The organism is Microbacterium sp. LRZ72, from assembly GCF_033792225.1.
Taxonomy (GTDB): Bacteria; Actinomycetota; Actinomycetes; order Actinomycetales; family Microbacteriaceae; genus Microbacterium.
In genome coordinates, this window is the sequence record NZ_JANGEX010000004.1 from 21,829 (window position 1) to 45,868 (window position 24,040).

22 protein-coding genes and 1 pseudogene are annotated in these 24,040 nt (G+C 66.3%); 15 read left to right on the forward strand and 8 right to left on the reverse strand.

Features of this window, described 5'->3' with window-relative positions; all coding sequences use genetic code 11:
* The first annotated feature begins 13 nt into the window (after positions 1-13).
* The 3 genes from M4I32_RS06035 to M4I32_RS06045 are packed head-to-tail and all read left to right on the forward strand — an operon-like array spanning position 14 to position 2,354.
* The gene (locus M4I32_RS06035; RefSeq protein WP_319033577.1) at positions 14-937 is read left to right on the forward strand and encodes a fumarylacetoacetate hydrolase family protein; all 924 of its coding nucleotides are present in this window, start codon (positions 14-16) and stop codon (positions 935-937) included.
* A complete protein-coding gene (locus M4I32_RS06040; RefSeq protein ID WP_319033578.1) occupies positions 934-1,380 on the forward strand; it encodes a nuclear transport factor 2 family protein in 447 nt (148 codons plus the stop codon). The genes M4I32_RS06035 and M4I32_RS06040 overlap by 4 nt, the downstream gene beginning before the upstream one ends.
* Positions 1,381-1,391: 11 nt before the next feature.
* Positions 1,392-2,354, forward strand: coding sequence for a VOC family protein (locus M4I32_RS06045; protein WP_319033579.1), 963 nt, complete (start codon positions 1,392-1,394; stop codon positions 2,352-2,354).
* A 51-nt stretch (positions 2,355-2,405) separates the two neighbouring features.
* Here M4I32_RS06045 and M4I32_RS06050 read toward each other — a convergent pair whose 3' ends face one another.
* Entirely contained in the window at positions 2,406-3,347 is a 942-nt protein-coding gene (locus M4I32_RS06050; protein ID WP_319033580.1) for a LysR family transcriptional regulator, read from the reverse strand.
* Between the two features lie 119 nt (positions 3,348-3,466).
* Between M4I32_RS06050 and M4I32_RS06055 the strand changes: the two genes are divergently transcribed.
* Positions 3,467-4,843 carry an aminomethyl transferase family protein gene (locus M4I32_RS06055; RefSeq protein ID WP_319033581.1) on the forward strand — a complete coding sequence of 459 codons (1,377 nt, stop codon included), beginning with the start codon at positions 3,467-3,469 and terminating at the stop codon, positions 4,841-4,843.
* Between the two features lie 77 nt (positions 4,844-4,920).
* On the opposite strand, the gene M4I32_RS06060 is transcribed toward M4I32_RS06055, so the two are convergent.
* Genes M4I32_RS06060 through M4I32_RS06080 form a run of 5 tightly spaced genes read right to left on the reverse strand, consistent with a single transcriptional unit; the run spans position 4,921 to position 10,706 of the window.
* On the reverse strand, positions 4,921-5,979 hold the full coding sequence (locus tag M4I32_RS06060; protein WP_319033582.1) for an ABC transporter ATP-binding protein: 1,059 nt from the start codon (positions 5,977-5,979) through the stop codon (positions 4,921-4,923).
* A gap of 26 nt (positions 5,980-6,005) precedes the next feature.
* Positions 6,006-7,130, reverse strand: a complete 1,125-nt coding sequence (locus M4I32_RS06065) for a flavin reductase (RefSeq protein WP_319033583.1) — start codon at positions 7,128-7,130, stop codon at positions 6,006-6,008.
* A 26-nt stretch (positions 7,131-7,156) separates the two neighbouring features.
* On the reverse strand, positions 7,157-7,711 hold the full coding sequence (locus M4I32_RS06070; RefSeq protein WP_319033584.1) for a MarR family winged helix-turn-helix transcriptional regulator: 555 nt from the start codon (positions 7,709-7,711) through the stop codon (positions 7,157-7,159).
* The gene (locus M4I32_RS06075) at positions 7,704-9,161 is read right to left on the reverse strand and encodes an aldehyde dehydrogenase family protein (protein ID WP_319033585.1); all 1,458 of its coding nucleotides are present in this window, start codon (positions 9,159-9,161) and stop codon (positions 7,704-7,706) included. Before M4I32_RS06075 ends, M4I32_RS06070 begins: the two co-directional genes overlap by 8 nt.
* A gap of 21 nt (positions 9,162-9,182) precedes the next feature.
* The gene (locus M4I32_RS06080; protein WP_319033586.1) at positions 9,183-10,706 is read right to left on the reverse strand and encodes a GMC family oxidoreductase; all 1,524 of its coding nucleotides are present in this window, start codon (positions 10,704-10,706) and stop codon (positions 9,183-9,185) included.
* Between the two features lie 512 nt (positions 10,707-11,218).
* On the opposite strand from M4I32_RS06080, the gene M4I32_RS06085 reads away from it, so the two are divergent.
* The 11 genes and pseudogenes from M4I32_RS06085 (at position 11,219) to M4I32_RS06135 (ending at position 21,964) form a co-directional block, all read left to right on the forward strand.
* The gene (locus tag M4I32_RS06085) at positions 11,219-11,755 is read left to right on the forward strand and encodes a nuclear transport factor 2 family protein (RefSeq protein ID WP_319033587.1); all 537 of its coding nucleotides are present in this window, start codon (positions 11,219-11,221) and stop codon (positions 11,753-11,755) included.
* A complete protein-coding gene (locus M4I32_RS06090; protein WP_319033588.1) occupies positions 11,662-13,545 on the forward strand; it encodes an iron ABC transporter permease in 1,884 nt (627 codons plus the stop codon). The genes M4I32_RS06085 and M4I32_RS06090 overlap by 94 nt, the downstream gene beginning before the upstream one ends.
* A 36-nt stretch (positions 13,546-13,581) precedes the next feature.
* Positions 13,582-14,877 (forward strand): LLM class flavin-dependent oxidoreductase, encoded by a 1,296-nt coding sequence (locus tag M4I32_RS06095; protein WP_319033758.1) that lies wholly within the window; start codon positions 13,582-13,584, stop codon positions 14,875-14,877.
* Positions 14,878-14,907: 30 nt separating this feature from the next.
* Positions 14,908-16,599 (forward strand): CocE/NonD family hydrolase, encoded by a 1,692-nt coding sequence (locus tag M4I32_RS06100; RefSeq protein WP_319033589.1) that lies wholly within the window; start codon positions 14,908-14,910, stop codon positions 16,597-16,599.
* On the forward strand, positions 16,518-17,786 hold the full coding sequence (locus M4I32_RS06105) for an ABC transporter substrate-binding protein (protein WP_319033590.1): 1,269 nt from the start codon (positions 16,518-16,520) through the stop codon (positions 17,784-17,786). Before M4I32_RS06100 ends, M4I32_RS06105 begins: the two co-directional genes overlap by 82 nt.
* 9 nt (positions 17,787-17,795) lie before the next feature.
* Positions 17,796-18,515: pseudogene (locus tag M4I32_RS06110) on the forward strand (ABC transporter substrate-binding protein); the annotation flags it as partial.
* A 79-nt stretch (positions 18,516-18,594) separates the two neighbouring features.
* Positions 18,595-18,747 (forward strand): hypothetical protein, encoded by a 153-nt coding sequence (locus M4I32_RS06115; protein WP_319033591.1) that lies wholly within the window; start codon positions 18,595-18,597, stop codon positions 18,745-18,747.
* Positions 18,748-18,996: 249 nt separating this feature from the next.
* Positions 18,997-19,629 (forward strand): ABC transporter permease, encoded by a 633-nt coding sequence (locus M4I32_RS06120; protein ID WP_319033592.1) that lies wholly within the window; start codon positions 18,997-18,999, stop codon positions 19,627-19,629.
* A complete protein-coding gene (locus M4I32_RS06125; RefSeq protein ID WP_319033759.1) occupies positions 19,626-20,450 on the forward strand; it encodes an ABC transporter permease in 825 nt (274 codons plus the stop codon). The genes M4I32_RS06120 and M4I32_RS06125 overlap by 4 nt, the downstream gene beginning before the upstream one ends.
* Entirely contained in the window at positions 20,443-21,243 is an 801-nt protein-coding gene (locus M4I32_RS06130) for an ABC transporter ATP-binding protein (RefSeq protein ID WP_319033593.1), read from the forward strand. The genes M4I32_RS06125 and M4I32_RS06130 overlap by 8 nt, the downstream gene beginning before the upstream one ends.
* Before the next feature lie 19 nt (positions 21,244-21,262).
* Positions 21,263-21,964 (forward strand): PaaX family transcriptional regulator C-terminal domain-containing protein, encoded by a 702-nt coding sequence (locus M4I32_RS06135; RefSeq protein ID WP_319033594.1) that lies wholly within the window; start codon positions 21,263-21,265, stop codon positions 21,962-21,964.
* 17 nt (positions 21,965-21,981) lie between these two features.
* Here the strand turns inward: M4I32_RS06135 and menE are convergent, their stop codons facing one another.
* Positions 21,982-23,508 carry an o-succinylbenzoate--CoA ligase gene (gene menE / locus M4I32_RS06140; protein ID WP_319033595.1) on the reverse strand — a complete coding sequence of 509 codons (1,527 nt, stop codon included), beginning with the start codon at positions 23,506-23,508 and terminating at the stop codon, positions 21,982-21,984.
* A gap of 65 nt (positions 23,509-23,573) precedes the next feature.
* A complete protein-coding gene (locus tag M4I32_RS06145) occupies positions 23,574-24,026 on the reverse strand; it encodes a MaoC family dehydratase (RefSeq protein ID WP_319033596.1) in 453 nt (150 codons plus the stop codon).
* Positions 24,027-24,040: the final 14 nt, after the last annotated feature.

Below are 24,040 nucleotides of genomic sequence, written 5' to 3' on the forward strand. Positions count from 1 at the left end.
AGGGGGATGGATCATGCACATCGGATCGATCGAGCAGGACGGCGACCGGAGGGTCGTGGTGCGAGAGTCCGACGACGTCGGTGTCGTGCTTCCTGCGGAGTATACGGACGTGGAGAGCGTGCTGCTCTCGCCCGCGGAACGCTGGCGTGAGGCCGCCGCCACTGCGATGCACGAGGGCCCCCGCATCGCGCTGGCCGATGCCGCATGGCTGCCGCCCGTGCACCGACCGGGCAAGGTGCTTTGCGTCGCGCTCAACAACAGCGCGAATCCCGACCGGATCCTCTCCGGCCCCGACACGCCGGCGATGTTCGTCAAGCCGTCCTCCTCGCTCATCGGGCACGCCCGCCCGATCCGGCTGCGTGCCGAGTTCGGCCGCGTCCACCCCGAGCCGGAACTCGCCGTCGTCATCGGGCGAGGCGGGACGGATATCGCCGCGGAGGATGCACTCTCGCACGTGTTCGGCTACACGATCATCAACGACCTCACCTCACCGACCATGCGTGGCGAGGACACCTTCCACTATCGCGCGATCCACCCCGATCCGACCGCCGACGACGGCATCCGCTACGTCGAGAGCTGGGTCAGCTATCCCGCGCGATACAAGGGCACCGACACGTTCGGCCCCATCGGGCCCTGGGTCGTCACATCCGACGACATCCGTGATCCGCATTCGCTGCGCATCACCTGCAGCCACGACGGACGCCTCGTGACCGACGACAACACAGCCAACCTGCGCTTCAGCGTCGCGGAGGTGGTCTCCTTCGCATCGAGCTATCTCACCCTCGAAGCGGGCGATGTCATCGCCATGGGTACTGCGCTGAAGCGCTCCGCGGCCGGAGGGGCCGTGCAGAACGTCGATCTCACGGCGCTGGGGGGTGTGGTCGAGGTCGCGATCGAGGGCATCGGCACGCTGTCCAACCCGGTGCAACGCCGATGAACGCTCCCGATCTCGAGACGCGGGCGGCGATCGCGGACCTCAATGCGCGGTTCGCCTGGGCGCTCGACCTGCACGATTACGATGCCCTCCGCGACATCCTGACCGAGGACGTGCACTACGTCAGCGTCGGTCGCGAACTGCACGGCGTCGACGAGGTCGTCGCGTCGTTCCATGCGCGGACAGGAGTACGGACGACGCGGCACGGCCTGGGGAACCTGCTCCTCGCGGCCGAATCGGCCGGCGTGGTGCATGGGCGCAGCAGCTGGCACACCTTCGCCAGCAATGCCGATCCGCCCGTGGGCGTCGACCTCTACATGGTCGCCGACTTCGATGACGTCTATCGCCGCATCGACGGGCGGGGATGGCGGATATCGGCGCGCAGAATCCGTCCCGTCTTCCGTGTCTCCGGCCTCGCGCCGGATGCCGCGCCGACCCCTCAGTGAAAGCAGGAGAGATGACCACTCACCCCACCGAGCCCATCCGCGACCTCGCCCATCTGGGCCATCATGCTGTCTTCACGCCCGAACCCGAGGCGACATTGTCCTATTTCACCGAATTGCTCGGGATGAACGTCGTAGCCGTCGACGGCGACGCGCACTACCTGCGGGCTTTCGGGGACTACGAGAGCTGGTCGTTGAAGATCGTGGCCTCGGATGCCGCGGGTCTCGGGTACGTGTCGTGGCGCGTCGTGAGCCCGCAGGCACTGGAACGGCGCGTGTCGTGGCTCGAGGCGAACGGACACGGCGGGCGGTGGGTGGAGCCCGATCACGGCATCGGGCCGTCCTACGAGTTCTCTGATCCCGACGGGCATCTCTTCCGTCTCTACTACGAGACCGAGCGATACACGGCCCCGGCAGGCGAGGCCCCCGTCATCCCGACGAACTTCCAGAGGTACGCCGGGCGGGGGGCGAACGTGCGGCACGTCGACCACGTGAATCTCCTCGCGCGCGACGTGCGCGCGTGTCGCGCGTTCTGGGAGGAGGGATTCGGGCTGCGGACCTACGAGATCATCCGACTTCCCGATGATTCGGAGGCGGGCGCCTGGATGAGCAGCTCGATCCAGGGTCACGAACTGATCTACACGCAGGAGAAGACCAGCGGCAGCGGTCGCCTGCACCACTTCGCGTACCTCGTGGACACGCGCGAAGAGGTGTTGCGCGCCGCCGAGATCATGGCGGACGCGCGGGTCTACATCGAGGCCGGACCCTCTCGCCATACGGCGATCCAGGGGTTCTATCTCTATACGCGCGAGCCGGGTGGAAACCGTATCGAAGTGGCCAACGGCGGGTACCTGGTGTTCGCACCGGATGCGCAGCCCTATGTCTGGACTGCGGAGGAGTGGGCGAAGAAGCCGGGGTGGGGAGCGCCGATACCGCCGGAATTCCACATCTACGGGACCCCCATCGTCGAGGACTGACGCACGCGCGGACTCGGGAGCGGTGGGCGGCCTCGGCTTGTTGCGCGGAAGTCAGACGACGACCGCGTCGGCTCCCGACACGGGGTGACCGCCCATGCGGGCTCGGGAGAGAAACGTGTGGAGGGCGTTGTAGCGGGCTGATCTCGGTGCCCCCAGGGGGCGGGCGAGGCCGACGACGGTCGTCGGCACGGGATCGATGATCTCTAGAACGCGCACCTCGTGCCCGTCGTAGGTGAGGGGTGTCGCCGGACGCTGGAACATGACGGCGTATCCGATCCCGTAGCCGACGAGGCATCGCACGGCCTCGAAGCTGCTCGTGACGTGCCCGATCGTCGGTGACAGACTCAGCTGCTCGAAGATCCCGCGCGTGTTCTGCCGGGTGGGCGGGACGTCGAGGACGATCAGGGGTTCGCTGATCAACTCGCCGAGCGAGACCGCGCCCCGGTTCGCCAGCGGGTGGTCGTAGGGAACGATCACGTGCGGGCGGTATTCGAGCACGGGCTCGAAGGTGAGTGCGTGCGGCACGTCGACGCTGTAGAGCAGCGCGGCATCCACCCTTCCCTGACCGAGCTGCTCGTGCAGTTCACCCGCTGATGCGGCCTTGAGCTCGATCTGCACGTCGGGGTAGTCCCGTCGGAACTTCTCCACGATCGGCGGGAGGAAGAACGGCGTGAGGGTGGTGAAACACCCCACGGTAAAACGCCCCGAGACCGATCGCGCTGCCCGTAGTGCATCATCCGACAACGCCTCCGTCCTGCTGAGCACGCTTCGCGCATGCGTGAGGATGCGGCTGCCCGCGGGGGTCAATGTGACGCCACGTCCTTTGCGGCGGATCAGCAGCTGGAGGTTGAGGTGACGCTCAAGGTCATCGATGGCGAGAGTGAGAGCCGACGGCGTGACGCGGCAGCGTTCGGATGCAGCGGTGAGGGACCCTTCGCTGGCCACCGCTTCGAAGTACTCCAGCTGACGAAGGGTGAAGGAGGGGTAGCCCATGTATTTAAGTATTCCTCATTTGAATAGTTGAATAGTTATGGTTTACGAAATTGCCGTGCGCGTCAAGACTGAAGACCATGCCGGCCCAGGTGCCGGCCGTCACATTCAAGGAGGAAAACGTGCCGAAGAATCTCGAAGAGGCGATTGCCGAAGCCGGGAGCGCTCAGTCGCTTCTGTGGGAGTCGCAGAGCCCGCCCGCAGTCGTGCCGCGTGTGGTGCCCGAGTTCACCAACTGGCGGGACGAGCAGCTTGCGTGGCGCAGGACGGCTGTGCTCTACGACCAGTCCCACCACATGGCCGACCTCAACATCAAGGGCCCCGACGCTCTGAAGCTGATCAGCGACCTCGCCATCAACAGCGTCGCGAACTTTCCCGTCGACATGGCCAAGCAGTTCGTCGCGGTCAACCATGACGGGTATGTGATCGGCGACAACATCCTCTTCCACCTCGAGGAAGACGAGTACCAGGCTGTGGGCATCCCGCCGTCGATCAACTGGATGCACTACCACGCCGTCGCCGGCGACTACGACGTGCGCGTCTGGCGCGACGACAACTCCCTCTACCGCAAGGGCGACCCGGTCGTCTACCGCTATCAGGTGCAGGGTCCCGGTGCGCTCGAGGTCATCCGCGAGGCCACGGGCGAAGAGCCGCCGAAGCTGAAGTTCTTCCACATGACGCGGTTCCAGATCGGCGGCAAAGAGGTTCGCGCCCTGCGTCACGGCATGGCGGGGGAGCCCGGCTTCGAGCTGTGGGGCCCCTGGGAGGACAACGAGGTGGTGCACGCCGCCATCCTGAAGGCCGGCGAGAAGTACGACCTCACGCAGGTGGGCGGTCGGGCGTACCACACCAACGCTCTGGAATCGGGTTGGCTGCCCCGCCCCCTTCCCGCGATCTACACCGACGAGCGTCTGGCGGACTACCGCCGCTGGCTCACGGAGAACGCGTACGAGACGACCTCGCCGCTCGGCGGCTCCTACTTCTCAGAGCGGATCGAGGACTACTACGTCACGCCGTTCGACCTGGAGTACGGTCGCCTCGTCGCATTCGATCATGACTTCATCGGTCGCGAGGCGCTCGAGAAGATGATCGCGGACGGGACGTCGAAGGCCCACCAGAAGGTGACACTCGTGTGGAACGGCGAGGACACCGGTGCTGCATTCGCCTCGATGTTCCAGGAGGGTCCCGGCGCGAAGTACTTCAATCTTCCGATGGCCCTGTACGACACCTTCCATTTCGACCGGGTCGAGATCAACGGCAAGCAGGTCGGTGTCTCGACATGGACGGGGTACTCCTCGAACGAGCGGGCCATGCTCTCCCTCGCCGTGGTCGACGCTGACGTCGCGGAGCCGGGCACCGAGGTCACGGTGGTGTGGGGCGAAGACACTCCGTCATCGAAGGCGCAGGTCGAGGACCACGTGCAGGTGAAGATCCGCGCGACGATCCAGCCGGCACCTCTGACGGAGAAGGCACGCACGTCCTACCGCGCTGACGCATAGCGCACAGGCAGGAAGGAGGGGCCGAGGCGATCGCCTCGGCCCCTCCTTCCTGCCATTCGTGTCAGCCCTGAGTCCGGCTATGCGCGCAACAGCACGATGTCCCTCCGTGCCACGTTGAAGGTCTGCGGCTGGACGGGGACCTCTTGGTCGACGGGGATCCGGGCGACGATGTCAGTGCCGGAGGCCGTGACGAGGTGAAGCATCGTCTCGTCGCCGATGTAGGCGTGTCGGGTCGGGGTGCCTTCGAAGACGACGGCGGCGTCGGCAGCTGGACCGGTGCGGAGGACGCCGCTGCGGAACGCGATGGCGTCACCCTTCTGTGCGCCGTCCAATCCTGTGAACTGCAGCTCTCCCGCGCTGCCCGAGGTCCCGTCGGGCGAGACCTGATCGATCTCGAGGATGTTCTCGTAGCCGATGAAGTCGGCGACGTAGCGGCTGGACGGCGCGGAGAATATCTCGCGGGGGGTGCCCGCCTGCTCGATGCGGCCGCCATTCATGATCACGACGCGGTCGGAGATCGCAAAGGCCTCCTCCTGATCATGCGTGACGTAGATCGACGTGTGCTCGAACTCGTTGTGGAGTCGACGAACCTCGTCGCGCATCTTCACGCGCAGCTTGGCGTCGAGGTTGGACAGCGGCTCGTCATACAGCATCACCTCGCCGGCTGCCACGAGACCGCGGGCGAGTGCGATCCGCTGCTGCTGACCCCCGGAGAGCTCGTGCGGGTACCGGTTTGCGTATGCAGACATACCCACGGCATCCAACGCCCGCTCGGCCGCCGCCTTCTGCTCGGCGCGCGTGCCCTGCTTGTGGCGTTTGAGGGGGAACGTCACGTTGGACAACGCCGACATGTGGGGCCAGATCGCATAGCTTTGGAAGACCATGCCGACGCGCCGTTTGTGGGCAGGCACCGACGCCGCGCGGGCGGTGTCGACGACCTTCTGCGGGCCGATGCTGATCCGCCCCGATGTCGGTGTCTCAAGGCCGGCGACACAGCGCAGCGTCGTCGTCTTCCCGCAGCCGCTGGGGCCGAGCAGCGTGACGAACTCTCCCTCCTTTATGTGCAGGTCGAGCCCGTGCAGCACGCGCGTGGAGTTGAAGGTCTTCTCGAGGCCTTCGATCAGTATTTGTCCCATGGGATCTCCCTCGTTCGGGTGGCGTGCTAGAGCGCGCCGCCGTGCTGCTCGATCAAGTGCTTCGTGGCTTTCTTGACGAATCTGACCTGTTCTCGCACGATGCGCGAGGCGTTCTCGGCGTCACGGACCGTAATGGCCGCGACGAGTTCCGGGATGAGCGGGTGCCCGAGCTTGTCTTGCCACACTTCCGCTTGGTAGGTGTCGCGCCATACCGTGGAGATGCTCAGCTGGCGGAACTGCGAGACGAGCTGCCGGGAACCGGCGAGGCCGACGATCGTGCAGTGCAGGTTCAGGTTCGCCGCGAGAAATGCGTCAAGCTCCTCGGAGGTCTCCGGCTTTCGCGACACAAGGTCTTGGGCGATCCGGACGATCTCGGCGATCGTCTCCTCGGGCGCGTCAGCCAGGTACTGCTCGATGACGCCGGATTCGATGCTCTCGCGGGCGCCGTACAGGTTGTCGATCATGGCCGCGGAGACAGGGGTAGGGGCGAAGCCTCCTGCCGCGGTGCGTGTGACGAGGTCCTCCGTGGCCAGCCGAACGAGTGCGTTGTAGACGAAGGTCGGAGCGCTGCCGGTGTGGTCCGAGAGTTCGTCGACGGAGATCTCCTGACCGATCGGGGTGTGGCGCCGCAGGACTGCGGATCGCACTCTGTCGTAGGCGGCGGCCTCGTTGGATGGTTCGAGGGAGCCGAACTGGCCTCGGAAGTAGGCGAGCGGCTCTCCGGGACGCGCTTGAGCGTCGATGACCTCACCGAGGAACACGGTGTGCGTGCCTCCGCTGGCTGTCTCGACCACTCGGCACTCGATGGTAGCCAGCACTCCGTCGATGAGCGGCAGTCCTGAGTCGCTCACCGAGTGCGACACTGTGGCGAACTTGTCGGCTCCCTTGCGGGCGAAATGTGAGGCGATCTCACCCTGGTCGACGGCCAGGATATTGATGGCGTAGCGGCCCGCGGCCGCAACGTGGTCGTGTGTCGAGCTCGACGTGTTGAGGCAGACGAGCATCATCGGTGGATCCATCGACAGCGACGAGACGGCTGAAGCCGTCGTCCCGAAGAGGTCGGGTCCGTCCTGGGTCGTGATGACGGTGACGCCAGAGGCAAAGTGTCCGACCACGTTGCGGAAGACGTCCTGGTTCATGCTGTTGCTCATTGCGTCCTCCATCGTCGGGGGGGGGGTCACGTGTTGACGGCGCGGCCAGGTCCGTAGACCTCCGCGCGCGGGCTTGCCATCAGCTTCCCCAGCAGTCCCAGGAGGATCTGCTGCTCGGGTGGTGAAAGCGGCTCAAGCCATTCCAGAGTGAGCTGGAGGTGGCGTGCGTACGTCTCTTCGGTGTGGGCGATGCCTTGGGGCGTGAGCGAAAGGACGATCGAGCGCTGATCGTTCGTCGACCCCACACTCGTCACGTAGCCGCAGTCGACGAGAATCTTGCGCGCAGCGGATACCGACGCTCGGCTCATCGAGGCGAGCTGTGCAACCCGGTGTGGTTCCATGGGCCCTCGAACCCATAGCGAAAAGCAGACGCGGAAGCTGGCCCAGGTGAGCCCTTCAGGTAGCAGAACCTCTTGTTCAGCGTCGACCGCCATGAGCCTGTTGACGCGACGCATGAGCAATCCGATGGGCACGGCTTGGCTTCGCCCGAGCTCTCCGAAGCGTTCTCGCGCGCGGTCCTCTGCATCAGCGACGAAGGACTCGAACGTGTGCTGGCCGTGGCCACCCGGTGACTCAGCCACGCCGAGCACCGTCCAGGCCGATCACTTTCAGCTCGCAGAAGGCGTCGAGTCCCGCAGCCCCGCCTTCCCGGCCGATGCCGGACTCCTTCGTGCCCCCGAAGGGCACGGTGGGGTCGGGCATGGGGGTGCGGTTCACCCATGCCATCCCCACATCCAGGCGTCGAGTGAGCGGACGTGCTTCCCGCTCATCCCCGGTCCAGATCGTTGCGCCCAATCCGTACGGCCCCCCATTCAGCGTCTCGACGAGGTCGTCAAGATCGTCGTAGGCGATGAGCGGCACCACGGGGCCGAACTGCTCCTCATCCACCAGGGCGCTTCCGGCCCCGAGGCCGGTGACCACCGTAGGGCGGATGTAGAGACCGTGCTCGGGATCCTCCGCGCCACCGGTGAGCACGTTCGCCCCCTCCTGGCGGGCGCTGTCGATGAGCGAGACGACACGCTGGTACTGATCCCTGTTCGTGAGTGCCGGATGCGTGGCCTCGGCGTCATAGGGGCTGCCCACCCGGCTCGCGTCGGCGAGAGCGACGACCCGTTCGGTGAGCCCGTCGATCATCTCCGCGGGTACATACACCCGCTTGGTGGCCACACAGGCTTGGCCGCTCGAGGAGAACGCCGAGCGGAAGATGTGAGGGGCGATGGTGTCGAGGTCGGCGTCGGGAAGGATGATGGCAGGATCGTTTCCCCCCAGCTCGAGCTGCACGCGGGTGAGGTTCCTCGCGGCCGCAGCCATCACGGCTTTGCCCGCTCGCCTGGAGCCCGTGAGCGTGATCATCCCCGTCTTCGGGTTCTCCACGAGGAGCGCGCCGATTTCGGCGCCTCCGGTGACGACCTGGAAGACATGCGGGGGAAATGCCTCTGCGGCGAGTGACTCGAGCAGGAGGGCTGACAGAGGGGTGTACGGAGAGGGCTTGGCGACCACGGTGTTGCCCGTGAGTGCAGCCGTGGCGAGTTTGTTGACCAGCATCAGCAGCGGCATGTTCGCCGGAGTGATGGCCAGGACGACACCGATCGGCTCGCGCACCAGGTGCAGGCGCCCCGTCTCGTCTTCGCGAAGGGTCTCCGAGGGAATCGGCGTCCGTGCGGCCAGTCGCAGCGACCCCATCGATGCCCGGACCTCCATGGTCGCCGCGGGCAGGAGCTTGCCGTTCTCGAACGAGATCAGATTGATCAGCAGGTCGGTTTCGCCCTCGAGAACGTCGGCCAGCGCAGCCAGTGCGCGCCGGCGGGCGTCCTCGTCTCTGCTCCATTCACGCTGGGCGTCCGCGGCGGCTTCCACCGCGGCATCCGCGTCCGCGGGGGTCGATTCGACGTGCGAGAAGCCCCAGTTCGGACGCCAGGGCACGCTGACCCGGACGGCCCCGGGTGTGTCAGATCCGACGATAAGTCCGCGCGTGGCGAGGGTCTCGTTCAGCCGCTGGTACCAGTCCTCTGCGGCGCGCTCGTCGTGCATGGTGATCCTTCTTCCGTCGGGTCAGCGGGCGATGTCGGGGTTGCGGCGCAGGAAGCGATCGGCGATCGCGAGAACCGTGAGAAGGGTATTCGCCGATGCGACAGTCGGCATCACCGAGGCGTCCACGACGCGGAGTCCGTCGACGCCCTGCACTCGCAGATCCGGGTCGACGACTGCGTCGCGGTCGCCTGCGGCGCCCATCCGCGCTGTCGATGTCAGATGCATCGTGTCCTTCACCGTCGCGCGGAGTTCTTCGTCCGACCGAGGTGCGTTGACGGGACTCTGAGCGCGTGACGTGAAAGCCGGGTGCGACATCAGTTCCAAGGTTCGGGCGACTCCGTCGCTCGCTCGCGCCAGGTCTCTCTCGTCCTCGAACATGCGGAGTTCGAAGTGGGGATCCTGCAGCGGGTCGGCAGAAGCGAGGCTCATGTACCCGGTCGTGAGCGGCTGTTCGATCGAGATCGCGACTCCCGCCGTGGGCTGACCGAACCAGTAGTTGTGGTTGGTCGCCAGCAGCATCATGTCGTTCTCCCTGCCGCCGGACATGCCGGAGGAATACCGGACGATGACGTTGGTCGGCCGGTTGCCGACGCACAGCTGCTCGCTCTCCGGCACGCTGACCTCGGCGAAGACCACGGGGTGATCCTGTGCGTTGTACCCCACGGGCAGGTCCGCGACGAGGTCGACGCCGAGGCGCGCGATGTCGTCTGCCGGTCCGATGCCGGAGCGCCAGAGAATCGGCGGGCTGTGCACCGCGCCGGCGCAAAGGATCACCTCGCCACGGGGGCCGACCCGGTATTCGACGCCGTCGGCGTCGACGACGCCGACGGCGCGATCGTTCTCGAAGAGCACACGGTCGACGGTCGTCTCGCCCTGGATCGTGAGGTTCGTGCGTCCGCGGGCTGTGTCGAGCCAGGCGTGGTTGCTCGACACGCGCAGTCCGTCGCGGATGTGCATAGCGAACGGTGAGACGCCGGACGACGTCGGATCATTGTGGTCGGGAGACCAGTCGTGTCCGGCATCGAGCGCAGCGTCGCGCAGCGCCTTGTCGATGCCTCCCCACCCGGTCTCGGGCTCGCGGTAGACAGGGAAGGGGCCGTCGGTGCCGTGCCACGGCGCATCGGGGAAGTCATGCTCGTCTTCGATCGCGATGTAGCTCGTTAGCATTTCCTCGGGGCCCCACCCGCCGGCTCCGAGTGCCTCCCAGTGGCGGAAGTCATCCGGCACTCCGCGGATGGCATAGAGACCGTTCACGGTGGAGGAGCCGCCCAGGCCCCGTCCGCGGCGGTAGGAGAACACATCGTGCCCGGCCCCTCGTCGAGCGGTCGGGCCGTGAAAGTAGAAATGCGGGCTGCGCATCGTGGGCGGGGTTGCCAGCTGCATACCCAAGCCCCGGGTGCGGTCGCGAAACTCCTCCGGTGTGTCCTTGCCGAGGTAGTCGGTCCCCGCTTCGAGTACCAAAACGCGCCGGTCGGAGTCCTCGGTCAAGCGGTTCGCGATCACTGCGCCCGCGGATCCGCCGCCCACTACGATCACGTCCCACATGTCGTCGACTCCTTCGTCATTACTGGCGCGCCTGCCCGCCGCATCGCGGTCGGCATCACTGTAGTCCGCTGATCATATTTAGTAAAGCAATGTCCTAGTTCGGGGGCGGTAGTCATCCAACAATCCCTTTATTTCAGTGGTTTCCGTCCGAGAAGTAGTTTCCAAGGTTGACTAAATCGACCACACTCCCTAGCGTCTACCTCAGTTCTCGCCGCGTGTGCCGGCCCGGTGATCGGGTCGTCTTCGGCAGGACGCACGCAGCGCAGCGCAGCACAGAGCGGAATGACAATGACGTTTGATCGACGAACGCCCCTGCAGGCGGGGGCTCGGCAGCCCGAGGGCGCAGGTCGTCCTGGCTGCGCGCTGTTTCTCGGCGCCGGCCGACGGCCGCGCGCGCGACGAGGGCGTTGCCTCGCCGTGCGGTTCGGCCGCCACGGCGGCCTCTCCCGAGCGCACGCCGAGCATGCTCGGCGGTCCCGCTCCCCCCACAACCGACCCCAAGGAGTATCACGATGACCGCCTCAATCTCAGACAGCACGATTGCGGACCTGCTCGAGCGGGTCGACAGGCTGGAGTCCGTGCAGGCGATCACCAAGCTGCACAACGACTATGTGCGCAATCTCGCCGTGCGCAACTGGTCAGCGGTGGCCGATGCGTACACCCACGACGCGATCTGCGACATCCGGCATCACGGCGTGCACAAGGGCCGCGACGCGATCGAGGAGATGTTCACGCAGGACCTGCTCCCGGTGGTGCACTCCAAGGACGGCTACATCCTCTCTTCGCCCAACATCACGGTCGACGGCGACACGGCCCACGCGATCTGGACCTGGCACCGCCTCCAGGCGGACTTCAAGACCTCGTTGGGGTGGACACGGATCTGGGGGCCGTGGTCAGAGGGGGCGTATGACGTGGAGTACGCACGTGAAGCGGGCGAGTGGAAGATCTCCAAGCTGTGGTTCCGCGTGCACGCGCCCGACCACGACGACGAGATCGCCGCGGCCAAGGCGGCCGGCGGCGTGGTCGGCGCGCGCAGGGCCGAGCTGTGAGGAGAGCCGCCCCTGCGCGTGCGGTCAATTCGGTTCGTGCAGCCTTTCTGAACCCACAGCTGAGTGCGGTGATCGTGTGCGCGATCTGCTTCATCGCCCCAGCGGTGATGGTGATCCAGGGGGCGTTCCGTACCTCTGCCTTCGGGGAATCCGAGTGGACGACCAGTGCTGTGACGGGCGTCCTCACTCGGCCGCGCACGTGGGAGGTGGTCTGGACCACGGTCGCGATGGGTGTGACGACCGTAGTGATCTCGACCCTTCTGGCGGCAACTTTCGCGGCGATCTACACCCGGACCAACACACCGTTGCGCCGTCTCATCCTGGTGATCATGGGGCTCGTGGTGGCCACCCCCGGGCTGTTCTTCGCCATTTCGTGGGGCTTGCTCGGCAACCCTCGGATCGGACTGATCAACGAGGGACTGGCGACGCTGTTCGGCGAGGGCGGACGTGTCATCGACATGGAGTCGTGGTGGGGCGTGGTCTTCGCCTCGGCGTTGAGGCTGGTCGCTCTTCAGTTCTTCCTCCTGCTCGGCCCCTTCCTGGCGATGGACAACTCTCTCGACGAGGCGGCGCAGATGAGCGGCGCGAGCCCGACGCGCGCGTTCTTCCAGATTCAGCTCCCCGTGTTGCTGCCGGCGATCTCCGGCGTCATGATCCTCGCCTTCATCCTCTTCCTGGAGGCCTTCGATGTGGCCCAGGTGTTGGGGGTGCCCGCCGGCATCTACGTCATCCCGACCGAGATCTACGCGTATCTCTCGCAATCGACAGGACCGCAGTATGGCGAGGCCAGCACCGTTTCGATGATGCTCATGGTGGTGCTGCTGATTCTGGTGCTGGTCCAGATCAAAGTCCTGGGGCGGCGTTCGTTCACCACCGTTGGCGGCAAGGAGGCGCGCGGGCTGCTGCGCGACGTCGGCGGGTGGAAGTGGCTTTTCACGGGGCTGATCGTGGCCTTCACCTTGCTCGCCGTCGTTCTGCCGCTGGTCCAACTCGTGGTCGTGTCGCTCTCGCCCTTCCTCGGCTCGCAGGGTGTGTACAACTTCGACAACTACGCGCAGATCTTCGCCTCTGATCAGATGCTCGAGGCGTATGGGAACACAGCGCTGATCGCGTTCTTCGGCGGGCTGCTCGCCGTTACGGCGTCGATGATCCTCAATTGGGCGGCGCGATTCCGCAGGGGCCCGCTTGCCCGTGTCATCGAGTTCAGCCAGTGGATCGGATTGGCCATGCCGGGCCTGGTGCTCGCGCTGGGTGTGCTGTGGCTGTTTCTCGCGCTGCCGTTCCTTCATGGGTTCTACGCGACCCCGGTGATCCTGATGTTCGCGCTCTTCATCATCACGATTCCGATCGCCAGCCGGGCCACGGGTGGTGCGATGGCGCAGATCCCGCGTTCACTCGAGGAGGCGGCGTGGACCAGCGGCGCGTCGAAGGCGCAGGCGCTGTTCATGATCATCGGGCGACTGATCCTGCCCAGCTTCATCAGTGGCTGGATCCTCTGCTTCGTCATCATCTCCGGCACCCTTTCGGCTCCGCTGCTGCTGTCCGGTCCCCGAGCGACATTCCTCTCTGTCGAGGTGTTCGAGCTCTACTCCGAAGGCCAGGCGCCGGTTGCCGCCGCCGCTTTCGTGCTCTTGATCCTGGGCTTCGTGGTGCTCTATGGCATCGCGGTTCTCGTCCGCCGCCTCGCCGCCGGGCCGAGAGCGCGAACACCGAGGGCCTCGTCCGCTGCTCCTCCGTCTGCCGATACGAGCGCGACGAAAGCCATCGCCACAGGAAGCCGCCGGGGCTGACCCAGACCATCAGAAGGAAGGCATGACATGAGGCAGATGCACTTGACGACGTTCGTGATGCCACTCGGATACCACCGCAACAGCTGGTGTCGCCCTGGGAGCAGGGCTGAGGAAGTTCCCGGGTTGGATTTTCTGACGGATATCGCCCAGATGGCCGAGGCCGCGAAGCTCGACGCTCTTTTCTTCGGGGACGTCGCGCACGCCACGGCGACGCTTCGCGGGGACACCATGATGAACGGCTTTTACGAGCCGATGACCACCCTCTCCGCGCTGGCCGCGGTCACCCGGAACATCGGTCTGATCGGCACTCTGTCCACCTCGCTGAACGAGCCCTACAACGTGGCCCGTCTCCTTGCGTCGCTCGATCACCTCTCGGGCGGGCGGGCCGGCTGGAACATCGTCACCAGCGCGGACGGCTATCGCAACTTCGGGATCGACGCGGCTCCCGACCCCGCCGAGCGTTATCGCCGTTCGGAAGAGTTCGTCGGCGTCGTCGAGGCGCTGTGGGACAGCTGGTCCGACGATGCGGTCATCGTCGACCGTGACAACGCACGCTGGCTCGATACTGCCAAGCTGCGCAAGATCGACTTCTCCGGCGAGTACTTCGATGTCGAGGGTCCGTTGAACATGCCCCGTCCGCCACAGGGGCGCCCTGTGCTCGTCCAGGCCGGTTCCTCCGGCCCCGGCATGAATCTCGGGAGTTCCGCCGCGAATGTGATCTACACCGCTCAACCGGATCTTGCGCAGGCTGTCGAGTTCTACGCGAACATGAAGGAACTCGTGGCAGGCAAGGGCCGGGCGCCCGAAGACGTGAAGATCATTCCCGGCATCGTCCCCGTGGTCGCCGATACTCAGGCGGAGGCGGACGAGCTGACCGCCGAGCTGAGCTCGTACCTCGACGTCGAGCAGGGCCGTCTGCAGATCGCGGGCGACCTGAACGTCGACCTGAGTGACGTGGAACTGGACGACCCGATCCCGGCAGAACGCTTCGAAGGAATCGGCGCCCTGTCGAGCCGCCAGGGGATCTATCGGCGCAAGTCCGTGGAGCAGGGGCTCTCGCTGCGGTCATTGATCTTCGACCGGGCACGGTCGACAGGTCATCAATGGGTCGCTGGTACGCCTGCGACCATCGCGGACCGGATGCAGGGTTGGTTCGAGGGGCGCGCGTGCGATGGCTTCAACCTGAACTCGCCCTTCAACCCCGAGGGCTTCGAGCGCATCTGCACGAAGCTCATCCCCGAGCTTCAGAACCGGGGGCTCTTCCGCACCGAGTACGCGGGACCGACTTTGCGTGACCACTTCGGCATCGCGCGGCCCGACAACATCTTCTGAGTGCACGCGAGCCGTTCAAGGAGGAACGCCATGACTGAGGACACAACGCCCGGCGTCATTACGCGACCGGGGAACGACCCGGCGACCGTGGTGGGGAAACCACCTCCGCCACCCCTGAGGCACGAGACGATCGCGTACGAGGGTATGGTCCTCGAGAAGGACGCGGCCGTCACGTTGCGCGACGGTGTGACGATTTACCTGGATGTCTATCGTCCCTCCGAGCACGCCACGGACCTTCCCGTCCTGCTGGCATGGGGCCCCTACGGTAAGCACTGGGTGTCTGATCGCACGTTCGCGGGCTCCGGCGTGGACCCGGCGTGGATCTCGCCCTTCACAGGGTTCGAGTCGCCGGACCCGGTCTACTGGACCCGTCACGACTACGCCGTGGCACTCGCCGACCCCCGCGGGCTCTGGCACTCCGAAGGAGACTTCCCGCACAACGGACCACAGGAGCGCGAGGACCTTTTCGACACGATCCAATGGCTCGGTGCTCGCCCGTGGTCGAATGGGAGTGTCGGGATGCTCGGCGTATCATACCTCGCGGGGAGCCAGTATCAGGCCGCCTCGATGCGACCCCCTGCGCTGAAGGCGATCAGTCCGTGGGAGTGTTTCGCCGACTGGTACCGGGAGTTCGCGACACACGGGGGAATCCCCGAGACTGGATTTCGTGATCGTGTTTCCCAGAACGTCTCCTACGGCTTGGGTCGCACCGAAGACACCGGCGAGAATCTTCGAGCTCACCCCTTCGACGACGACTACTACGAGCAGAAGTACGGCGCGTTCGAGCACATCGACGTCCCTGCCTACGTCGTCGCCTCATGGAGCGATCACGGGCTGCACTCGCGCGGCACTCTCAACGCGTACGCGCAGATGGGCTCAGAGCGCAAGTGGCTCGAGGTGCACGGCGAGAAGAAGTGGCGCTACTTCTACCAGCCGGAAAGCGTCGAGCGCCAGCGTGCGTTCTTCGATACCTTCCTGAAGGGCGAAGAGCGGGGTATCCACGATTGGCCCGCGATCCGTGTGGAACTGCGGGACACCGGCGATCCGACCGAGAGCACCTGGCGGGAGCTGCCCGCGTGGCCGGTCGAGGGTGAGGTCCGGCGATTGTTCCTCGATGTCCTCGACGGCGCGCTCGTCGAGGACATTCCGGCGGATGAGTCTTCGACCACCTTCGACCCGATGACCGACGCCGCGAGCTTTCGTCACGAGTTCGCCGAGGACGTCGACGTGGTCGGCCCGATGGCCCTGACGCTGTGGCTGAGGGCAGACGAGGCGACGGATGCCGACGTGTTCGTCGTCGTGAAGAAGCTCACGGCAGACGGCGCCGAGGTGCAGTTTCCGTTCAATGCGCTCTTCTCCGACGGCCCAGTGGCGCTGGGCTGGCTTCGCGCCAGCCATCGTGCCCTCGACGAGGGGCGCTCGAGCGCACTCGTGCCCTACCACCCGCACGACGCGGAAGTGCCGCTCGTGCCGGGCGAGCCGGTTGCGCTGGACATCGAGATCTGGGCGTCGGGAACGCGCTTCCACAAGGGGGAGTCGCTCGCGGTGACGGTGCAGGGCCGTGACTACATCAAGCGTCCGCCGGCGGAGGGCGTGCCGCCGCTCCAGATCTTGCACGAAGACCTGCGCAATCGGGGTACTTGGACGGTCCTCTGCGGGCCTCAGCACCCGAGCCAGCTGCGCCTTCACATCGACCCGGCCGCCAGCGTGTCGCAGTCGTAGCCGGCACAGTCCATCGGGGCGCGATGCCCCGGTACGAGAAAGAAGCAGAAGGAGAAAAGCACATGTCAACGAAGAATGTGAGCAAAGGGGCGCTCCTCGCAGTGGGGGCACTGGTCCTGGCGGGATGCTCGGGGTCCGGCGACGGTTCGGGAGGGTCCGCTGACGGCGGGCCGAACTGGGAGCCACTTGCCGTGACAGACGAGGCGCAGGCCGAGATGCAGGAGCTCTACGACGCAGCGCTCGAATCAGGTGAAACCACGGTGATGTTGTACGCCGGTCATCACGACGAGTTCATCCCGGTCTACGAGGCGTTCGAAGAGGATTTCCCGGGCATGGAAATCGATACTGCGACCTACGTCGGAGCGGAACTCGCCGCCACACTCGAGGCCGAGGCAGAGACCGGACAGCATGAGGTGTCGGTCGTCTCGAATCCCAACGCCGACCGATACGCGGACTTCGCAGCCCCCTACGTTCCTGCCACGTTCGAGATCAATCCCGACCTCGAGGACCGGATCGCGACCGATCAGGTCCTTGGTGAGGGCGACCTCTACACGGCGGCGTGGGCGCTGATGTTCAACATGTCCTACAACACCGATCTCATCGACGAGGACGAGATGCCCGAAACCTGGGCGGACCTCGCGGAGGCGGAGTGGGACGACAGGATCACCTTCATGAACCCGATCACCCCCGGCGGCGTGCAGACGATCGTAAGCCAGCTGCTTCTCGGCGACGTGCTCACCGAGGACGACGTGCGCGCGATCGCCGCGAACGGCCGCGCCGTTGCCAGTGATCAACTCGCGTTGCAGTCGATCAGCAGCGGTGAGTACCCGGTTCAGCCCTTCTCGGCGGTGACGTCGATCCTGTTGGCGGCAGAGAATGGTGCGCCCGTCGAGTCGTATTTCCCCGACGAGAACAACGTGATCGCGACGGAGAAGTGGATGCTGGTGAAGGATGCGCCGTCGCCGGACGCGGGCAAGTTGTTCCTGAACTACCTGCACACGAAGCAGACGCAGGAGATCGTGATGGAAGCGGGGAACTTCCCGGTCAATCAGGATCCTGACCTCGAGTCCCCGTACGGGTACCCGGCTCTCCAGGATCTGAACTTCCTGCCGCTGGTACCGCAGAGTGAACTCGCCCCGGCGATCGTGGGCAACGCGGAGTTCTTCGAGTCGGTCTTCGGCGACTGATCATGCTCGATGAGGGCGCCCGCCGGTATCGGTGGGCGCCCTCATCGCGCTCTGGTTTCCCGCTCATCTATCGGCCTGCTCGTCCGACTGGCGTTCTCCCGTCTCCGACTCTTCTTCCTGCCCCCGGTGCCGCATCATGTGCCGGCACTCCTGCGGCGAACGCCGACTCTTGCCGCAGCGGCGCTCACCGCCGCCGCGGCGCTCGTTCTGAGCGGCTGCACCGATTCCGGGGCCAGCCCGACTTCCGCACCCGGCGACGAAGACGGCGGCGAGGCCCGCAGCGTCCGGGTCGCGGCGCTGCCGATCGCCGAGACCGGCGCCCTCTGGGCAGCCATCGACGAGGGCATCTTCGCCGACTACGGCCTGGAAGTCGAGGTCGTGCCCGCACAGGGAGGGGCGCAGGCTATCCCCGCGCTGCTCTCGGGCGACATCCAGTTCGCGGTGGGTCAGGCGTTCGGCCCGTTCCGCGCGGACCTGCAAGACCTCGGCGTGGTGATCTTCAGCAACTACGCCGCGAGCCTCCCCGACGGGCAGGACGTGAACGCCGTCGTGGCGCTCGGGGACTCAGGTATCGAGGGTCCCGCGGATCTCGAAGGCAAGCGCGTCGCGGTCAACAGCCTCGGCGCCGCCGGCGACGCGACGATCATGCAGGCCGTCGAAGACGCCGGCGGAGACCCTTCGACGATCGAGTTCGTCGAAGTCGCTTTCCCCGACGCCCAGGCACAGCTCGAGGCCGGCAACATCGACGCCGCGTGGGTGCCGGACCCCTTCATGTCGCAGGTGGTCGGTGCCGGGGGGCGCGATCGTCGTGCACCCGTACCAGGCGACCATCCCGGGCCTGACGGTGCTGACCAACTTCACCACGCAGGAGCTGCTCGACAGCGACCCCGAGCTCGTGGCCGACTACGCGGCGGCCATGAGCGAGGCGCTCGAGTTCGCGCAGGGCAACGAGACGCCGTAGCAGCAGCAGTACCTCGTGCGGGGCGCCTTCGCGGGCGCCCCGCACGAGCCGCAAGGAAAAGACGCCCCACATGTCCGCACCCCCCGCTGAGAGCGCCGCGGCGCCGACGGCTCGCCGGCCCCGGCGCCCGAACCGATCCCTGCGAAGGGCCACTTTCTCCTCGTCTGGCAGCTCGTCCCGACGCTCGGCATCATCTCGCCCCAGTTCCTGCCGTACGCCACCGAGACGCTGGCCCGCCTCGCGAACGAAATGCGCGATCTGGAGTTCTGGCGCGACGTCGGCCGCACGATGACCGCTTGGTTCATCGGCCTCTTGATCGCCACGGTGGCGGCCGTCGTCCTCGGCACGATCATCGGTCTCGTGCCGTTCCTCCGGCGCGCCACGCACACGACCGTCGAGTTCCTCCGCCCGATCCCGTCCGTGGCTCTGATCCCGCTGGCCGTGCTCGTCTACGGCATCCAGCTCCCCGCCGCCCTCGTCATCATCGTCTTCGCCAGCTTCTGGCAGCTGTTCGTGCAAGTGCTGTACGGCGTCGCCGACGTGGATGCGGTGGCCCGCGACACCGCGCGCAGCTACGGGCTGCCCGCCGGATCGCGCATCAAGGACCTGGTGCTGCCCACCGCGCTGCCGTACATCATGACCGGCTTGCGCCTCGCCGCCGCCGTCGCCCTGATACTCGCGATCACCGCCGAGATGGTGATCGGAACGCCCGGACTGGGCCGCTCGATCGTCTTCGCGCAGTCGGCGGGAGATTGGGTCGGGGTGTACTCGCTCGTGATCGTTGCGGGGCTCCTCGGGCTGGTCGTGAATCTGATCTTCCGCTTCATCGAGAGGCGTTCGCTGTCGTGGCATCAGTCCATTCGAGGGGAGGAGCTGCTGTGACTCTGTACACGAGCACGGTGGTGCGCCCGCGGCGGCGCTCCCGCGTGTGGACGAAGATCGGCGAGAACATCGCCTTCGCCCTCGGACTGCCGATCCTGCTCCTGGTGCTCTGGGGGGTGTGGTCGACGATCTCGCCGGCGCAGTTCTTCCCCGGTCCGCTGACGATCCTCGAAGCCTTCGTCGACACGTGGGTGGGACCGGCCTTCGTCACCGACGTGCTTCCCAGCCTCGGCCGCCTCGCGCTGGCGATCGTCCTCTCGATCGTCATCGGAATCGCGGCGGGAACGATCATCGGCCTCGTACGATGGCTGCGGGATCTGCTCGAGCCGCTCCTGGAGTTCTTCCGAGCGATCCCGCCGCCGGTGCTCATCCCCGTCGTCACACTCCTGATGGGGATCACCGACAGCATGAAAGTGGTCGTGATCATCGCGGGCGCGATCTGGCCCGTGCTGTTGAACACCATCGAGGGTGTGCGGGCGACGGACAGCGTGATGACCGAGACGGCGCGCTCGTTCGCCCTCACGCGTGCGGAGCGCATTCGGTACCTCGTGGTGCCGGCGGCGAGCCCGCGGATCATGGCCGGCGTGCGTCAGTCGATGTCGGTCGCCCTGATCATGATGGTGATCTCGGAGATGTTCAACTCCTCCTCCGGGCTCGGCTATCGGATCGTGTACTTCCAACGGAATTATCTGATCGCCGAGATGTGGAGTGGCATCGTGCTGCTCGGCCTGATCGGCATCCTGCTCGCAGTGATCTTCAGCGTGACCGAGCGTCGGGTGCTGCGCTGGTACCACGGAATCAAGGAGGTGGAGCGTGCCTGAAACGCTTCTGCACGTCGAGAACCTGAAGAAGGTCTACGAAGCATCGACGGGAGACGTCGAGGCGATCGGTGACATCAGCTTCACCATGAAAGCGGGCGAGCTGGTGGTCATCGTCGGGCTTTCGGGCTGTGGCAAGACCACGCTGCTGAAGTGCATCGCCGGGCTGTTGGCGCCCACCTCCGGCCGCGTCGAGCTGCATGGCACCCAGGTCACCGCGCCACCGCCGAACATGGCTCTGGTGTTCCAGGAGTATGGTCGCAGTCTCTACCCGTGGCTCACCGTTCGCGGCAACGTCGAGCTGCCGCTGAAGCACAAGAAGCTCAGCCGAGCCGACCGTGAGCGCCTCATCGATGACGCGCTGCTCGCGGTCGGGCTCGAGAACGCGGCGAAGAGTTATCCCTGGCAGCTCTCTGGCGGGATGCAGCAGCGGGTCGCCATCGCGCGCGCGGTGGCATACCAGCCGGAGGTGCTCATCATGGATGAGCCGTTCGCGGCCGTCGACGCGCAGACCCGCGCGGATCTCGAGGACCTCGTGCGCCGGCTTCACCTGGAGCGAGGGATGTCGATCCTCTTCGTGACTCACGACATCGATGAGTCGGTGTACCTGGGGGAGCGGGTCGTCGTGCTGTCGAAATCGCCCACCTGGGTGCAGGAGGACCTCACGATCGACCTCGCCGCCGACCGCGACCAGATCACCACCCGCGCGCTGCCCCGATTCACCGAACTGCGCACGCATGTGTACGAGCAGATTCAGCGTGCCAAACGCGGCGAGGCCGTGCGGCCGGGGGCGTGAGCAACACGACGGGGCCGGGGTGGCCGCGCCGGCAACGCGCGCGACCCTGGCTCGGATGACCCGGGGCGGGTTCCTCAAGAGGGTCCGCCTCGGCCGCGAGATCGGGTTCTCGCTGTCGGACGATGCGGCGGTGGTGCTCCGCGAGGCCGCGGAGAGGGTGCACGCGCAACGGCCGTTCGACCCGAAGGGGAGCGGCTGGACCCTGGTCACGTTCTCGGTGCCGGAGGCGCAGCGGAGGGTGCGGCATCGCCTGCGCTCGAGCCTGTCCTGGGAAGGTTTCGCCCCTCTGCGGGACGGCCTGTGGCTGGCGGCGGGAGAGGTGAATCTGGATGCTGCGCTCGAGCCCCTCGCCGACGCGCTCGTGCCACACGCCGTGACGGCTTTTCGAGCCGTCGATCTGCCCGCATATCCGGTTTCCCGTTCCGTTCGCGAGGCGTGGGACGTCGATGCGATCCGGGCCGAGCATGAGGAGTTCATCTCGACCTGGAGTCGCGACTCCATCCGGTGCCTCTCCGAGCTGTCGGAGTTCGTCTGTCTCATCGCGGACTGGTTGAGTCTGCTCAGATCCGACCCGTGTCTGCCGCCGGAGTTCCTCGAACAATCGTGGCCTTCTGAGCGTTCGGTCGCTTTGTACCATCTCCGTCGCGCGCAGCTTGCGACGGCGGCTCGAGCGCAGTTCTCGGCGGCCGCGGACCGGCCGCGCGAACTCGTCGAGGACTGACGCTCGCCATCCGGCTCTCAGACGCTCGCGCCGAAACGCGCCCGCAAGTCCGCCTTGCGCACCTTTCCTGAGGCCGTACGTGGCAGCTCGTCGACAACCACGACGTTCTTCGGGATCTTGTAGCGCGCCAGCTTGCCGTCCAGATGGGCGCGCACCGCGTCCGTGTCGGCTTCCGCGCCGTCACGCACGGTCAGAACCGCCCAGGGTGACTCGCCCCACTTGTCGTCCGGCACGCCGATGACGGCGACGCCCGTCACCCCGTCGATGTCGCTGATCAGATTCTCGACCTCGGCGGGGTAGATGTTCTCGCCGCCCGAGATGATCATGTCCTTCAGACGGTCGGCGATATAGAGGTAGCCGTCGTCGTCGAGGTAGCCGAGATCCCCGGAGCGGAACCAGCCGTCGGGGGTGAACGCCTCGGCCGTCGCCTCCGGCAGATTCAGATACCCTGCGAACACGTTGGGCCCGGCGATCTGAACCTCACCGACCTCGCCGGTCGGCAGCGGCGACCCGTTCTCATCGGCGACGCGAACGTCGGTGAAGAACTGCGGCAGCCCGACGCTGCCCTGCTTGACGCGTGACATCGTCGGCGGAAGGGTGGTGCCCCCGGGCGACGTCTCGGTCATCCCGTAGCCCTGCGCGAACGACAGCCCACGATCCTCGTAGGCGTTCAGGATGCGGGTGGGCACGGCGGATCCGCCGCAGGTGAGCTTCTGCAGCGACGACAGATCGGCGTCGTGCCAGTGCGGATGGTCGGCCATCAGCTGATACGTCGTAGGGACGCCGCTCAGCATCGTGATGCTGTGCCGTTCGATCAGCTCGAGCGCTCTGCCCGGCTCGAACCCCTTCTCGAGCACGAGCGTGCCGCCCTTGAGGATGAGTGGCAGCGCGCCCATTCCGAGGGAGGCGACGTGGAACAGGGGCGAGATCATCAGCGCGACATCCGTCGATACGACGTCGTAGTCGATCACGCAGTTGAGCGAGACGAAGGTGAGGTTCTGGTGCGTGAGCACCGCGCCCTTCGGCTTGCCCGTCGTGCCCGACGTGTAGATGATGGCGGCCGGGTCGTCGCGCTGCATGACGGTCGACGCAGGCAGCGGCTCCTTCGATGCGAGCAACGTCGTGAGCCCAGGCGCATTGCCCGTTCCCGCCCCCGTGCGGATCGTCGTCGGTGCTTCACCGCCGGAGAAGATGGCGGCGAGGCGGTCGTCGAACTCCGGGTCGTGGACGACCAGGCGCGCTGCGCTGTCGGTGAGCACGTATGCGATCTCCGGCGGGGCGAGCCGCGTATTGACGGGGACGAAGACGGCGCCGAGCTGGACCGTGCCGAACAGGACCGCCAGGAGGTGGGGGCTGTTCTCGCCGACGTAGGCGACGGTGTCGCCCTTGCGGATGCCGTGGGCGGCGAGCAGCGCCGAGACCCGTTCCGCCGTGTCCGCGAAATCGGTGTAGGTCCACGCTCCCCCATCGAAGACCAGCGCGAGCTTGTCGGGGGCGCGCAGGCGCCGGCGGGCGAGCCACCCGCCCAGACCGAGTTCGTTCATTTCGTATTCCTTCGTTGGAAAGCTGGTGCTGGGCGGGCGTCCGGGGGGCGCCCGCCCCTGGTCCGTCAGGCGTAGAAGCGCTGCAGGCTGCGCGCGACCACAGCCGGCTTGGTGCCGCCCTCGATCTCGATCGTGGCATCGACGGCCATCTGGATGCCGCCGCCCGCCTCGGTCACCTCGGCGACGCTCGCGCTGAGCCGAATGCGCGAACCCGCCGGCACCGGCGAGACGAAGCGCACTTTGTCGAGTCCGTAGTTGACCTTGGTCGTCGCACCCTGCACGTCGAGCAGGTCCACCCAGAGCGGGATGAACAGCGCCAGCGTGAGGAAGCCGTGGGCGATGGGCGCGCCGAAGGGGCCGTCCTTCGCCCGCTCGGGGTCAACGTGGATCCACTGGTGGTCGTCGGTGGCGTCGGCGAAGGTGTTGATGCGCTCCTGAGTCACTTCGAACCAGTCCGAGTGGCCCAGGTCCTTGCCGACGAGGGTGCTGAGGTCGGCGAATGCGACGGTCGTAGTCATGTGCGTCTCCTTTG

Coding starts and splice junctions, on each gene's coding strand:
- M4I32_RS06035 (WP_319033577.1), top strand. CDS start 14: ATGCACATCGGATCGATCGAGCAGGACGGCGACCGGAGGGTCGTGGTG.
- M4I32_RS06040 (WP_319033578.1), top strand. CDS start 934: ATGAACGCTCCCGATCTCGAGACGCGGGCGGCGATCGCGGACCTCAAT.
- M4I32_RS06045 (WP_319033579.1), top strand. CDS start 1,392: ATGACCACTCACCCCACCGAGCCCATCCGCGACCTCGCCCATCTGGGC.
- M4I32_RS06050 (WP_319033580.1), bottom strand. CDS start 3,347: ATGGGCTACCCCTCCTTCACCCTTCGTCAGCTGGAGTACTTCGAAGCG.
- M4I32_RS06060 (WP_319033582.1), bottom strand. CDS start 5,979: ATGGGACAAATACTGATCGAAGGCCTCGAGAAGACCTTCAACTCCACG.
- M4I32_RS06065 (WP_319033583.1), bottom strand. CDS start 7,130: ATGAGCAACAGCATGAACCAGGACGTCTTCCGCAACGTGGTCGGACAC.
- M4I32_RS06075 (WP_319033585.1), bottom strand. CDS start 9,161: ATGCACGACGAGCGCGCCGCAGAGGACTGGTACCAGCGGCTGAACGAG.
- M4I32_RS06080 (WP_319033586.1), bottom strand. CDS start 10,706: ATGTGGGACGTGATCGTAGTGGGCGGCGGATCCGCGGGCGCAGTGATC.
- M4I32_RS06085 (WP_319033587.1), top strand. CDS start 11,219: ATGACCGCCTCAATCTCAGACAGCACGATTGCGGACCTGCTCGAGCGG.
- M4I32_RS06095 (WP_319033758.1), top strand. CDS start 13,582: ATGCACTTGACGACGTTCGTGATGCCACTCGGATACCACCGCAACAGC.
- M4I32_RS06100 (WP_319033589.1), top strand. CDS start 14,908: ATGACTGAGGACACAACGCCCGGCGTCATTACGCGACCGGGGAACGAC.
- M4I32_RS06120 (WP_319033592.1), top strand. CDS start 18,997: ATGCGCGATCTGGAGTTCTGGCGCGACGTCGGCCGCACGATGACCGCT.
- menE (WP_319033595.1), bottom strand. CDS start 23,508: ATGAACGAACTCGGTCTGGGCGGGTGGCTCGCCCGCCGGCGCCTGCGC.
- M4I32_RS06145 (WP_319033596.1), bottom strand. CDS start 24,026: ATGACTACGACCGTCGCATTCGCCGACCTCAGCACCCTCGTCGGCAAG.